This window comes from Christiangramia pacifica, from assembly GCF_057221535.1.
This window is the reverse complement of the sequence record NZ_CM170146.1, coordinates 1,988,562-2,001,279: the sequence shown is the minus strand read 5'-3', so window position 1 is coordinate 2,001,279 and position 12,718 is coordinate 1,988,562. Positions and strand designations below refer to the sequence as shown.

At 37.7% G+C, this 12,718-nt stretch carries 13 protein-coding genes; 3 read left to right on the top strand and 10 right to left on the bottom strand.

The features are described from left to right. Nucleotides 1–64 precede the first annotated feature (64 nt). Both AC2S94_RS09345 and AC2S94_RS09340 read right to left on the bottom strand, forming a co-directional pair. Nucleotides 65–550, bottom strand: a complete 486-nt coding sequence (locus AC2S94_RS09345; RefSeq protein ID WP_484628335.1) for a DinB family protein — start codon at nucleotides 548–550, stop codon at nucleotides 65–67. After that, complete coding sequence (locus AC2S94_RS09340; RefSeq protein ID WP_484628334.1) at nucleotides 550–729, bottom strand: CAL67264 family membrane protein; 180 nt, start codon at nucleotides 727–729, stop codon at nucleotides 550–552. Before AC2S94_RS09340 ends, AC2S94_RS09345 begins: the two co-directional genes overlap by 1 nt. A 186-nt stretch (nucleotides 730–915) precedes the next feature. On the opposite strand from AC2S94_RS09340, the gene AC2S94_RS09335 reads away from it, so the two are divergent. The 3 genes from AC2S94_RS09335 to AC2S94_RS09325 are packed head-to-tail and all read left to right on the top strand — an operon-like array spanning nucleotide 916 to nucleotide 5,056. Further along, nucleotides 916–2,544, top strand: a complete 1,629-nt coding sequence (locus AC2S94_RS09335; RefSeq protein WP_484628333.1) for an acyl-CoA carboxylase subunit beta — start codon at nucleotides 916–918, stop codon at nucleotides 2,542–2,544. Between the two features lie 3 nt (nucleotides 2,545–2,547). After that, entirely contained in the window at nucleotides 2,548–3,429 is an 882-nt protein-coding gene (locus tag AC2S94_RS09330; RefSeq protein WP_484628332.1) for a hypothetical protein, read from the top strand. Further along, nucleotides 3,422–5,056, top strand: a complete 1,635-nt coding sequence (locus AC2S94_RS09325; protein WP_484630906.1) for a M1 family metallopeptidase — start codon at nucleotides 3,422–3,424, stop codon at nucleotides 5,054–5,056. The genes AC2S94_RS09330 and AC2S94_RS09325 overlap by 8 nt, the downstream gene beginning before the upstream one ends. A 107-nt stretch (nucleotides 5,057–5,163) precedes the next feature. Here AC2S94_RS09325 and AC2S94_RS09320 read toward each other — a convergent pair whose 3' ends face one another. The 8 genes from AC2S94_RS09320 to menA form a co-directional block, all read right to left on the bottom strand. Further along, nucleotides 5,164–6,495 (bottom strand): M24 family metallopeptidase, encoded by a 1,332-nt coding sequence (locus AC2S94_RS09320; RefSeq protein WP_484628331.1) that lies wholly within the window; start codon nucleotides 6,493–6,495, stop codon nucleotides 5,164–5,166. Nucleotides 6,496–6,508: 13 nt separating this feature from the next. Next, complete coding sequence (locus tag AC2S94_RS09315) at nucleotides 6,509–7,606, bottom strand: AMP-binding protein (protein WP_484628330.1); 1,098 nt, start codon at nucleotides 7,604–7,606, stop codon at nucleotides 6,509–6,511. Nucleotides 7,607–7,730: 124 nt separating this feature from the next. Next, nucleotides 7,731–8,471 carry an LVIVD repeat-containing protein gene (locus AC2S94_RS09310; protein ID WP_484628329.1) on the bottom strand — a complete coding sequence of 247 codons (741 nt, stop codon included), beginning with the start codon at nucleotides 8,469–8,471 and terminating at the stop codon, nucleotides 7,731–7,733. Nucleotides 8,472–8,476: 5 nt separating this feature from the next. After that, nucleotides 8,477–8,983, bottom strand: coding sequence for a hypothetical protein (locus tag AC2S94_RS09305; RefSeq protein WP_484628328.1), 507 nt, complete (start codon nucleotides 8,981–8,983; stop codon nucleotides 8,477–8,479). 68 nt (nucleotides 8,984–9,051) lie between these two features. Further along, nucleotides 9,052–9,999, bottom strand: a complete 948-nt coding sequence (locus AC2S94_RS09300; RefSeq protein ID WP_484628327.1) for a CPBP family intramembrane glutamic endopeptidase — start codon at nucleotides 9,997–9,999, stop codon at nucleotides 9,052–9,054. Continuing rightward, on the bottom strand, nucleotides 10,000–11,040 hold the full coding sequence (locus AC2S94_RS09295) for an o-succinylbenzoate synthase (RefSeq protein ID WP_484628326.1): 1,041 nt from the start codon (nucleotides 11,038–11,040) through the stop codon (nucleotides 10,000–10,002). It abuts the gene before it with no gap. Further along, the gene (locus tag AC2S94_RS09290) at nucleotides 11,041–11,721 is read right to left on the bottom strand and encodes a metal-dependent hydrolase (protein WP_484628325.1); all 681 of its coding nucleotides are present in this window, start codon (nucleotides 11,719–11,721) and stop codon (nucleotides 11,041–11,043) included. Between the two features lie 93 nt (nucleotides 11,722–11,814). Then, nucleotides 11,815–12,717 carry a 1,4-dihydroxy-2-naphthoate octaprenyltransferase gene (menA, locus tag AC2S94_RS09285; RefSeq protein WP_484628324.1) on the bottom strand — a complete coding sequence of 301 codons (903 nt, stop codon included), beginning with the start codon at nucleotides 12,715–12,717 and terminating at the stop codon, nucleotides 11,815–11,817. Between the last annotated feature and the right edge of the window lies 1 nt (nucleotide 12,718).

The following is a 12,718-nucleotide window of genomic DNA, read 5'->3' as shown; positions in this document are numbered from 1 at the left end:
TATTTCTAAAATTTTAAATTTTATAATTTACAAGGATGCAAATATCCTGAATTTTTCACAGAAATCAATTATCATAAATACCCAATAATCTTTGAATTATGAGCAATTGACCGGTATGATATGCAGAATGTTCTATTACCAGAAGGATCTCTCTGAAAAGACTATGCTCATCAGAGTTTTTGACCGGAGCATTCAAATCAACTTTTTCATCCAGAATTAGGTCTTTCAACATTCTTCTATCTTCAAAATATTCTGCCTTTAGATCTTCCCAGTCATCTTCACTTTCGGCAAACCGATTTTCCGGCCAGTAATCGTCTGGCCAGTTATGAGTTTTATAGTTTTCTGAAATGGAATAATTCAGAATATCTTTTTGGGCATACCAGATATGATAAAAAATCTCGTAAAACGAGTATGGTAATCCTTTCGGCCTGATGCCTATTTTATCAAACGGTATCGCATCAAGAAAACTATCGATGGAAGCAAAAGCAAGTCCACTTTCCAGATGTTTTACCAATTGTGCTCTTTCTGAATTTTCATTCTTACCGTCCATTAAACTCTTCCTTTTAACGCATTAAAAACCCAGGAAATAAAGAAAAACCCGATTCCGGTTACTGAAAATCCGATAGCATAATCTTTATATTTTAGTACGCCAAGAAGCACCAGCGCGGTACCCACAAGAAAGGTCAGAAATGACGCCCACCCAAAAATGGTATTTTTATTCATTGCCATAAGTTCTGTTTTAAACAAATATCGTCTAATTTTTAATGATTTTTTTAAACCTTATAATAAATGTGATTTTGTATTTTAGCCAAAAGCCCTTTCTGAATGAAGATTCATAAAATTTGTTCAGAATCTAGATTAAATTCTCATTTAATCTTATCAAATTAGTCGAATAACTGTAAAAAGTTCAAAATAATGGATATCAACTTCAACAAGAATGAAGATCATAATAAGCTTCTGGTTTCGACCTTGAGACAGAAACTTGCTAAAGTAAAATTAGGTGGTGGTGAAAAGAGAATTGAAAAGCATCACTCTAAAGGTAAAATGACTGCCAGGGAAAGAATTGACTTTCTTTTAGACGATAATGAAAAGGCAATAGAAATTGGAGCTTTTGCCGGAGAAGGAATGTATGAGGAACATGGCGGCTGCCCAAGTGGTGGAGTCGTTGTAAAAATTGGCCATGTTTCAGGAAAGCAATGTATCGTCGTGGCAAATGACGCTACCGTAAAAGCCGGCGCCTGGTTTCCAATTACCGGGAAGAAAAACCTTCGCGCTCAGGAAATAGCCATAGAAAACAGATTACCCATCATTTATCTTGTAGATAGTGCGGGTGTGTATTTGCCAATGCAGGATGAGATCTTTCCAGATAAAGAACATTTTGGAAGAATATTCAGAAATAATGCGGTTATGAGCAGTATGGGAATTACCCAGATCGCAGCAATAATGGGAAGTTGTGTTGCAGGTGGAGCTTACCTGCCTATCATGAGCGATGAAGCTTTGATCGTGGAAAAAACCGGAAGCATTTTTTTAGCAGGGAGTTACCTAGTAAGAGCTGCAATTGGCGAGTCTATCGATAATGAAACTCTTGGAGGTGCTACCACGCATTCTGAAATTAGCGGAGTTACAGACTACAAAGCCAAAGATGATAAAGATGCTTTAACCCGCATTCAAAATATCATGGATAAAATTGGTGATTTTGATAAAGCCGGATATAATCATTCAAAGCCAGCAAAGCCAAAGGAAAACCCAGAAGAAATCTACGGAATTCTTCCTAAGAAAAGAAGTGATCAATATGATATGCATAAGATCATCGAAAGGCTGGTAGACGATTCAAAATTTGAAGAATACAAAGAAGGTTATGGCCAATCTATCATTACCGGTTATGCCAGAATTGATGGCTGGGCGGTTGGTATTGTGGCTAACCAGCGTAAGATCGTAAAAACCAAAAAAGGCGAAATGCAGTTTGGAGGGGTGATTTATTCAGATTCAGCAGATAAAGCCACCCGTTTTATTGCTAATTGCAACCAGAAAAAAATTCCTTTAGTTTTTCTTCAGGATGTTACCGGATTTATGGTAGGAAGTAAAAGTGAACATGGCGGAATCATTAAAGACGGAGCCAAAATGGTAAATGCCGTAAGCAATTCTGTAGTTCCTAAATTCACCATCGTAATTGGAAATTCATATGGAGCAGGAAATTACGCTATGTGCGGAAAAGCTTATGATCCTAGGTTGATCGTAGCCTGGCCAAGTGCAGAATTAGCAGTTATGGGTGGAACCCAGGCAGCAAAAGTTCTGGCTCAGATAGAGACTGCTTCTATGGAGAAGAAAGGCGAAAAAGTTGATGAAGAAAAAGAAAAAGAAGTATTTGAAAAACTGAAGGCCAAATATGACGAACAAACCTCAGCTTATTACGCCGCAGCACGCCTCTGGACCGATGCCGTAATTGATCCTCTGGATACTAGAAAATGGATTTCTACCGGTATTGAAGCTGCTAACCACGCTCCTATTGAAAAAGATTTCAACATGGGAGTGATCCAAACCTGATCTATGCGTAATATCATTCGTCTTATTTTTATTTTATTTTTTAGTTTTCAATTAAGCGCTCAGGACACCATTCAGAAACATGTGGTGAAAAAATATGTTCCGTTGAAAGCTTATAAAGAAATATTCGGTGAGACCACGGATACCACGGAATTCATGTACAGTAATAACGATACGCTGGTAAGTGTCCCGTTAGATTTTGATCCGTTTGAAGGTCAGAAGGTCAAGAAAGTACTTTATGAGCCAAAAGACGCCGATTTTCTAGAGACCTACATGAATGTTGCATACGGCACTGGAACCAAGGTGGATTCAACCAGACACATGAAATACTGGAAAGATGATATTCGAATTTATTTTGATGAAAGTGTTCCCGAGGCTGATGTAAGATTTATGATGAAAATTGCTGAAAATATATCCAATGAAGTCGATTCTTTAAACATAAGTAGAAACTTTATTAAGGAAAAGAGCAATTATTTTGTTTACTACCTTAATAAAGATTTTAATGTTGAGCATGAACCCAGGATAGGCAGTAAAAGTGGTTATTACATTCACTGGAATGGTAAAAATCAGATTTATAAAGGGACATTGAAAATCAATACCACAGTAGTTAAAAATAATTTGCTCAAAGAAAATTTGCTGCTATATCATTTTTTCAAATCACTTGGATATTTTTCAAAAAGCGAGAAACTCAATTGCGAAAGCATCTTATCTACCTGCAATTCTTATAGATCGTTGACCCAGGATGACCTGGAATTATTGAAATATCATTACTCCTACGGGGTTTGCAAGGGAACAGATCTGAAAAGTTTTAATGATCTCACAACCTCCATGAATGATAAACTGGAAAAAGATCCTAACGCAAAATTATATGTTGTACACCATGAATAAGATTATCTGTATTCTCTTCATTTTTACCTGTTCGATCAATTATGCGCAGGTTGTTGGCGAAAACCATTCAGATTATACCGAAGCGGACACTTTAAGAGGATCTCTGAGACCTGAAAGAACAAATTACGACGTTAAGAAATACCATCTTAAGCTTAAGGTAGATCCAGACTCGCAGTCAATTTCAGGCTCTAACACCATTAGTTTTGAAGTTCAGAAGGAATTGAATATGATGCAAGTAGATCTTTTTAAGAATATGGAAATCGATTCTATTATTCATTCTGGAAATAAATTGTATTATCAACGTAAATACAATGCCGTATTTATAAATTTTCAAGAAGCACTTTCAAAAGGTATTTCAGATTCAATTGAATTCTTTTATCATGGAAAGCCCAAAATAGCAGAAAATGCGCCATGGGACGGCGGTTTTGTATGGTCTCAGGATAAGGATGGAAATCCATGGATTGGTGTGGCAGTTCAGGGAACCGGAGCTAGTTTATGGTATCCAAATAAAGATCACCAAAGCGATGAACCGGATGAAGCACATTTAGATATTGCCGTTCCAAATGGATTAATGAACGTTTCTAACGGAAGATTTCTCGGGCAAAATGACCTCGGAAATGGATTTACCGAATGGAGCTGGAAAGTAGTGAACCCAATAAATAACTACAATATCATGATCAACATTGGGAACTATGAACATTTCTCAGATAAGTACCAGGATCTAACGCTGGATTATTATGTACTTCCCTATAATCTTGAAAAGGCTAAAAAGCAATTTGAAGAAGTCAAGCCGATGATGGATTGTTTTTACGAAAAAATGGGGCCTTATCCTTTTCCAGAAGATGGCTATAAACTGGTTGAAACTCCATATTTGGGAATGGAGCATCAAAGCGCGGTGGCTTATGGAAACAAATATTTGAAAGGATATCTAGGTAATGATCTTTCCGGAACTGGGATTGGCCTGAAATGGGATTTTATCATTATCCATGAATCGGGTCATGAATGGTATGGCAACAGTATTACTGCCAAAGACATCGCCGATATGTGGATTCATGAAGGTTTTACCAGTTACACCGAATCAATTTTCATAGAATGCGAATGGGGAAAAGAGGACGCATTGAAATATATCAGAGGAATCAGGCAGAATATCTCAAATTCTTCTACTATCATTGGCGATTATGGTGTTAATGCTGAAGGTTCTGGTGACATGTATTATAAGGGCGCAAATCTTTTGAATATGATTAGAAGTATTTACGACGATGATGAATTATGGTGGGAAACTTTTAGAGATTATACTCAAACTTTTAAACATCAAACCATCACTTCTGCCGATACCGAGGCCTTTTTTGATGCTGCCACATCGGTTGATCTTAAACCGGTTTTCGAGCAATATCTTCGGAATTCTAAACTACCAACCCTTCAACTAAGACAGGCAGATGATCAAATACAATATCGCTGGAAAGCAGATGTAGCCGATTTCAAAATGCCTGTGGATGTAATTATTGACGAAGAAGAAATTAGATTTGATGCTACTTCAGAATGGCAATCTTATGAAACTGGAGAAGAATTGGATGAACTAAAAGTGAATGATCTAGAATTTTATATCGATACTGAAATCGTTAAATAGATTGTAACAATTAGAATTGAACAACCATTTATTTTTTTTAGAGGGTTTTACTTTTTATTTGAAAATAAGAAGGGTTTGATATTGTAAATTTTCTAAGATCTATCTATTTAGTTACTGGTCTTATCTGAAGGAATAAGCATTAGTTCTCTCTGTCTTTTATTCACGTATCTAAAACCATCCTCACCCCAAAATCCAGCTTCTTCCAGCATGATCCTAACCCTTTTATTCCATTCCGGGATTTCTACTTCAGTATTTAATTCTATAGCATAAACTGTATTTTCAAATAGCTTATAATCTCCAGTTCCCGGCACGCCTTCCTGCTGATCCCACATACCGATAGTTGGCCCGGCAGAATGACCATACAATCCTAATGGATGTGTATAGATAGATGCTTTCAATCCTTTCTCTTTCGCCTGCTCTAGACTATTGCTTAAAATTTCATTTCCGGTGAGCCCGGTCTTAAAATTAGAAGTCAGAATATCCTGAAGATCATTCCCTTTCTGAAAGGCTTTCTGAAGAAAATCTGGCGCTTCATTTTCATCATTTTTCAGTACATAGGCCATTTGCTGGCAATCTGTATTCAATCTTAAATATGAAATTCCGAAATCACAATGCAACAGATCTCCTGGCATAATGACATCACTCCCATTTTCATCTGAAAATGCAGTGATATGATCTACAAGTTCCTCCTCCGACCGCTGAATATCAACAGTTGGATGGAACCAGGTTTCCAGCCCCAGATCTGTCACTCGCTGTCTCATCCACCAGACAACATCATCTGTGGTAGTCACTCCGGGTTCAATTACCTGTTTGCTAAAAGCTTCGTCAATAATATTATGAGTAGTTTCTACAAGTGAACTATAAATCACCATTTCACGCAGCGTACGGGTTTCAATCCAACCTACGGCAAGATCTTCAGCGGAAACAATTCGATCCTGAAATTTTTCGGGTAAAGCCTCTATAAATTCATCGTAATCTGTTTTCACCAAACCGTCAGCAATTCCGAAATTTTCAGAAATATTTAATCCGATAGAATCGGGATTTCTAGCCTCAATAATATCTACGAGCGCTTTCCATTGATCTGGTTGTTCTTCTTTATTCCAGGCAGATTCGATAATATCCCCAATATTATAACGCGCAATAGCCAGTTTTTCGATTGAATCCTGAGATTTTAAACGATTGAAGACTAAAATGGTTCGTCTCCTGGCATTCAACCAGGTTGATGGCAACATGGTTCGTAATACTGGATCTTCATTGTATTCCCGAGATATCACTATCCACATATCAATATCCGTTCTATCCATTAAATCCGGTAGAACCTGGTTGAATCTTTCGTTAAGTATTTCGTCTATAATTTGCGAACGTTCGCGTTCAGCTAGAACCTGGCTTTGTGTAATGCCGGTTCCTAAAAGCAGCACCAGCAATATTAATTTTCTCATGTAAATTGGGGGTTTAACTCACCTTACTTTTTAGCGTATTTTCGCGGTGAATTTTTCCATTTGGAGTCTCTTCGAATTTTTCGATAAGATAGATTTTCTTAGGCTTTTCATATTTATCCAGTGATTTCAATCCTCCAAGAGATTTCTGAAGATCATCCAAAGTTTCTTCTGAAAAATCATCTTCTACGAATAAAACCAGTTTTTCTCCAAGAGAATCATCTGGCATTGAGGTTACAAAAAACCGGTGATCCAGCACTTTATTAAGTTTTCTTTCGATCTCTTCAGGATATAATTTGATGCCGCCAGAATTGATAACATTGTCGTACCTGCCTTTCCAGATAAATTTCTTGTAGGTAATGATCTCAACAACATCATTGGTTACGATCTCTTCATCGAGAATGTTCGGCGCCTTTATGATCAGGCAGCCTCGTTCATCCTGTGCAATGCTTATATTTGGCAGAAGTTTAAAAGCTCTCCTGGATTTATTTTTTTTAGTGGGATTCAATCTTCTGGCGGCAATATGACTGCAGGTTTCTGTCATTCCATAAGTTTCATAAATTTTAGAATCGACATCAACCAGCATTTCAGCAATTCTCGTAGACACCACTCCCCCGCCAATGATCATTTTTTTGACCAGGTGAAGACGAGCAATAGAATTGTCCAGTTGAAAAGGAGTCATGGCTGAAAAATCATAAACCTTAAAAACCTGATCTAATGGATTTGATGATGGCGGAACTGTGTCCAGGTGCCAACCTACAAACATTGCTCTAACCAGCATCATTTTTCCTGCGATATATTCAGCAGGAAGACACATTAAAGCTGTTGTTTTTGCGGGAAGTTTGAAAAATTTTGAAGTCGCCAGCGCAGAATTGATCATGTGCTGTTTTTCCAGCCTTATCTTTTTAGGTGTTCCAGTGGAACCAGACGTACTCACTTCAATATAAGAGACTGGTTTCAACCAATCCAGTAAAAAATTACCAATTTGTTGTTCAAACGGCTCACCCTCTTTAATATAACTGTACGCAATATTCTTTAGCTCAGCATTATTAAAATGACGCTTATTGAGCATAAAATCAGGATGTGTTTCAGGTATTTTGTACTTGCCTGTCATACTTCAAACTAAGTTGATAAATAACTTATTACTGAAAGTTAACAAATTGCAATGAAATTTTTAAATAACTTCTGAAACATTTATCTAATCAGGAACTAAGAACGATTTGAAAATTGTTGAAAACTTAGAAAGTGAAAGTACTAAGATTTTCAAATTCCTCAACATTTTCGGAGTTTAAGCGGTATTGATACAGGGCTTCGGGACCAATCACAAATAGATGATCCTGTTTAATAATTAAATCAAATCCGTCCACCGGAATTCCGCCTAATAAATCTGGCATGGCAGGTCCTGTCACGTCGAATATGCGAACGACTCCTTCATCTGTCACCAATAAATTATCGCCATAGATACCTAAACCTATTGGCCGGTCCATCCTGATAACGTTCAGCAACTCCGGGTTCATCGGATTTTCAACATTATAAATTTCCAGCTGATTAACGTCTCCGGCACAACTAGCATTGGTATGCAAAGTTACATATGCATAAGAACCGTCTGAAACTACAGGATCGCAACTTCTCACATGTTGCACCTCGGCGAGCTGAAGCGGGAATTCAGGATCTGATATATCATAAATAAACATTCCCAGCCTGCTGCCTACAAATAAATTCTCACCTAAACTGTAAAGAGTTTCAATATCAAAACCAATATATTTTTCATTTACAAATTCTGGTTTATCTCGATTACTAATATCAAATATTCTTAAAGACTGATCGTCTACCGTGTATAAATAATCTCCGGCAAGGGTAAACCTGGCAAGAGATCCTCCCATCCCATCACCTTTTGCGTTACCATTAGGTCCCGTAGCATTTTCAGTACTACAGGAGATCAATAATCCAAAAAGAAATAAAATTGCTAACTTTTTCATATCTCTTAGTTTCTGGATTGATAACCGATGACGATTTGATCCTGAGCCACATCAAAATCCTGCGCCATAAAGCCGTCAGGAGAATTTAAAGGAGGGAATACATTTCTTTCTCTATGCACGATCTCTACAGCTCCCATGCTATAGTGCATAGCCACTAGATCTACGGCGTGGTGTACATAAATAGTATTATTTCGAATGGCGAGATCTGTTGCCAATGGAATTTCTATAAAAGATATATTCTTCGGGTTTTCAGGGTCACGGTTATCCAGCACATGAAATCCTTTTTCCACTTCATTGATATAGACCATGTCTCCGTTCACATAAATCTTTCCAGCCTCTTCTATTGCTCTGGGACCGCTTACTGCGATCGTGCTTTCAAATGTTTCTCTATCTATTGTAATCGGTTCAAATGCACTCGCAGCCGGGTCTGTAGTCCATTGATCATCATCATTTCTATACCAGCAAGACTGCAAGATGAGGCTTGCAAATAGCAACAATGGAATTTTTCTCATGATATGGTTAGTTTCTAACAAGATACATTAAAACCTGAAAGGTTGCGTATTAGAAGCTAATTTTCAAGCTAGTAGATGTAATCATCGTTTGGAACAGGCTCCGGTTTTTCAACTTTTCCGAATAGTTTTCCTTTCCAGTCTGTCCACTTATATTTCTTCGCCATGATAAACAGGAATAATGGATAAATAACCAAAATAGGAATTAGAACATCCCAACCGGCAGAAGGTTCAGAAATATCCTTGAAAATTGAATTAGTTTGAAATGCTGTCCAGTCGGCAGTGACCAATAGTGCGGTTAGCAAATTGTTAGCGGCATGGAAGCCCAGGGAGAGTTCAATCCCTTCATCCATAAGCGCCATGATACCAAGCATAAAACCAGTGCCAATGTAATAGATCATAATGATGTTTCCCAGTTTGGTCACTTCAGGATTAAAAAAATGCAGACCACCAAAAACAACGGAAGTTATGATCAAGGGCAACCAGCGATTTCGGCTAAGCACTCCTATTCCCTGCATCAAATAAGCACGGAAGAAATACTCTTCGAAACTTGTCTGTAGCGGAACCATTAAAACAGCTACCGCCAAAAGAATCAGAAAAGGCTTTGAATCGAAATTCCAGAGATAATCCTGCGGATTAGAATAATAATCTCCTATGGTAGTGATCACGATGAATACGCTTACAAGTGCGAAAGCGAACCAGAATCTTCCCCAATCTATCCTTTTACGCGATGTGGTTAACGATACCAGATCCTGATTATGAATTTTCTTTACTGCAAAAAAGAGGAAAACCAGGGCGATAGCGAAAGAGAGTAACATCAGAAATAAAAAGTAATTGGAATCGAGCGCCGTCATCATATCAGTTTCGGAAAGACCAATGGCTTCTTCAACACCAATTTCCATAAAAATTGCTACGGTAAGCGGAATCTGACCAATAAATACACCTGCAAGAACTACAACAACCCCAACAATATACCTCCAGAGATCGTGTTTAAATTTGAATGCCTGAGCTATGAACATTTAATTTGAATAATTTATTTCCCACTTTTTCGCAGGGTTATACTGAATCTTACCATTCTGAACTTCTAAAGGACTTTCAATATTATTGGTATACAAACCGCCTGTCCCAAGGCCTTGTGGCAATTTTGAATCAAGCATGTATGTATATTGTGAGATGGCATTTAACCCGATATTACTTTCCAGCGCACTGGTGATCCACCAGTCTATATTAATTTCAGCGCAAGCTTCAATCCACTCGTTTGTTCCTTTAAATCCACCAATGAGACTTGGTTTAAAAATCGCATATTGTGGCTTTATAGTTTGTAGTAGTTTTGCCTTTTCTGTTACATCTGTAATCCCAATCAACTCTTCATCCAGCGCAATAGGTAATGGTGTTTTGTCACATAGTTCAGCCATTTCATTTATCTGACCCTGCTTAATAGGCTGTTCGATACTGTGTAAACTGAATTTTGATAATTGCTCCAGTTTTGATAACGCCTCATCCGGTGCAAATGCGCCGTTAGCATCTACACGCAATTCTATTTCCTTTTCTGAAAAATTTTCCCGGATAGATTTAATCAGGTCCAATTCAGTTTCGAAGTCGATAGCCCCGATTTTTAGCTTAATACAATTAAAACCTGCTTCGATCTTGTCTGAAATTTGCTCTTTCATAAAGGCTTTATCACCCATCCAGATGAGTCCGTTAATCGAAATCGCATCTTTTCCGGCAGTAAAATCTGAAGGAAATAAAAGAAAGGGATCTTCAGCTTCCAAACTTTTAAAAGCCATTTCTACTCCAAACTGAATACTTGGAAATTCCCTGAGCTCTTCCCAGAGCATGTCTTTACCAATATTGATATTATTACAAACCCATTTTAGCTTTTCTTCATAGTCTGGACGGTCATCGTAACTAAGGCTTCTCAAAATGCCACATTCGCCAATTCCAAAATTATCTCCGTCTGAAATCTTTAAAAACCAGGTTTCTTTTTCAGTAAGAACGCCCCGCGAAGTTCCGCTAGGGCGTTTAAAATTTAAAATATACTTTTTATAAGATGCCGTCATTTATATCTCTATAGATTCCCCTATGTCGAGCAACATGAGGTCTTTTCCTTTTTCGTAAAATTTCTTTTTCGCCTCTTCATGATCAATTTCAATATAACCGAAAGTATCATAGTGGCAACCTATGATCTTATCACATTCGATAAAATCGCTGGCAATAATGGCATCATCCACTCCCATGGTAAAATTATCTCCTATCGGGAGCACCGCGATGTCCAGTTTGGTATGTAACGGAATGAGTTTCATATCCATCGTTAGCGCAGTATCACCCGCAATATAAATATTCTTATGCTCACCTTCAATTACAAATCCTCCAGGCTGGCCGCCATACTTTCCATCAGGGAACGAACTGGTATGAATAGCATTCACATATTTTACTTTTCCGAATTCAAAATCCCAGCTTCCGCCATGATTCATCGGGTGAACTTCAAATCCCTTATCTTCATAATGATTCGCGATCTCATAATTACTTACGATCACTGCTCCAGTATTTTTTGCGATCGCTTCAGCGTCCAGAATATGATCCTGATGTGCGTGTGTTAGTAAAATATAATCTGCTTTCAGATCATTAATATCTACTTTATCTTTTGAAAGATCGTTTCCGGTGATAAATGGATCCACAAGAACGTTGATATCTCCAATTTTCAATGCCAGTGTATTCTGACCGTAAAAGGTAATTTCCATAATCTTATTTTTCGGTTTTCAATAAAAATAAGGATTCACCCAAAAATCTCTGAAACTGCCGATATATAATTTTGTTAAACTTAAAAGAAGCGACTACCAAATAAGTCCCAAAGCAAAGAGCAGCGATATTCCAAATGTTGACAAGGCCACTACTTTTAGCTCAGGATCCAGTTCTTTTGGATCACTATTAGTTACTACTCTCTTCAAATGGAAGAATAAGGGTATAAACGCAATTAGATAAATAAGATCATTCAATTCAGATGAATTAATAACGGAATAGACCAGTAGAAAAAATAAGGCTCCTAGAATTAGAATATAATGGTAATCCTTGGCTTTTTTATCTCCCATTTTGACCACAAGCGTGATTTTTCCAGCCTTCTCATCTGAAATACGATCCCGAAGATTATTCAAATTTAGCACCGCTACACTTAAAAAACCTATGGCAATTGCAGGAAATATGCTGATAAGTTCATGATCATGACTGTACAAATAATATGAACCATAAACAGAAACCAGTCCGAAGAATATAAATACAAAGATATCTCCAAAACCTTTATAACCATAAGCCGTATTGCCAACGGTATATTTAATAGCGGCAATAATGGCCCCTACTCCAAGCAGAAAAAACACCAGCGCAGATAGCAACTTTTCACTGCCAAAGGACGCATAGATCAATAGAACCGCCAATAGCAAAGTTGCAGCTGCGGTAATTATCATCGCCTGTTTCATATCTTTTTGCGTGATCAGCCCGCTTTGAATTGCACGTGCTGGGCCTATTCTGTCTTCATTATCTGTCCCCTTTACACCATCGCCATAATCATTCGCGAAGTTCGAAAGGATTTGTAAACCAAGCGTTGTTCCCAGCGCCAAACTGAAAATTGCCAGGTCAAAATAACCTTCAAAAGCTGCTATGCTACTTCCAACTAGAATTCCGGATATGGAAAGAGGTAGGGTTCTAAGCCTTGCGGCATTTATCCAGGATGAAATTCTATTCATT

Bases quoted from the DNA above. Each gene is read 5' to 3' on its own strand.
- AC2S94_RS09340 (WP_484628334.1), bottom strand. From the start codon at position 729: ATGGCAATGAATAAAAATACCATTTTTGGGTGGGCGTCATTTCTGACC.
- AC2S94_RS09315 (WP_484628330.1), bottom strand. From the start codon at position 7,606: ATGACAGGCAAGTACAAAATACCTGAAACACATCCTGATTTTATGCTC.
- AC2S94_RS09320 (WP_484628331.1), bottom strand. From the start codon at position 6,495: ATGAGAAAATTAATATTGCTGGTGCTGCTTTTAGGAACCGGCATTACA.
- AC2S94_RS09335 (WP_484628333.1), top strand. From the start codon at position 916: ATGGATATCAACTTCAACAAGAATGAAGATCATAATAAGCTTCTGGTT.
- AC2S94_RS09310 (WP_484628329.1), bottom strand. From the start codon at position 8,471: ATGAAAAAGTTAGCAATTTTATTTCTTTTTGGATTATTGATCTCCTGT.
- AC2S94_RS09305 (WP_484628328.1), bottom strand. From the start codon at position 8,983: ATGAGAAAAATTCCATTGTTGCTATTTGCAAGCCTCATCTTGCAGTCT.
- AC2S94_RS09300 (WP_484628327.1), bottom strand. From the start codon at position 9,999: ATGTTCATAGCTCAGGCATTCAAATTTAAACACGATCTCTGGAGGTAT.
- AC2S94_RS09345 (WP_484628335.1), bottom strand. From the start codon at position 550: ATGGACGGTAAGAATGAAAATTCAGAAAGAGCACAATTGGTAAAACAT.
- AC2S94_RS09290 (WP_484628325.1), bottom strand. From the start codon at position 11,721: ATGGAAATTACCTTTTACGGTCAGAATACACTGGCATTGAAAATTGGA.
- AC2S94_RS09325 (WP_484630906.1), top strand. From the start codon at position 3,422: ATGAATAAGATTATCTGTATTCTCTTCATTTTTACCTGTTCGATCAAT.
- AC2S94_RS09330 (WP_484628332.1), top strand. From the start codon at position 2,548: ATGCGTAATATCATTCGTCTTATTTTTATTTTATTTTTTAGTTTTCAA.
- menA (WP_484628324.1), bottom strand. From the start codon at position 12,717: ATGAATAGAATTTCATCCTGGATAAATGCCGCAAGGCTTAGAACCCTA.
- AC2S94_RS09295 (WP_484628326.1), bottom strand. From the start codon at position 11,040: ATGACGGCATCTTATAAAAAGTATATTTTAAATTTTAAACGCCCTAGC.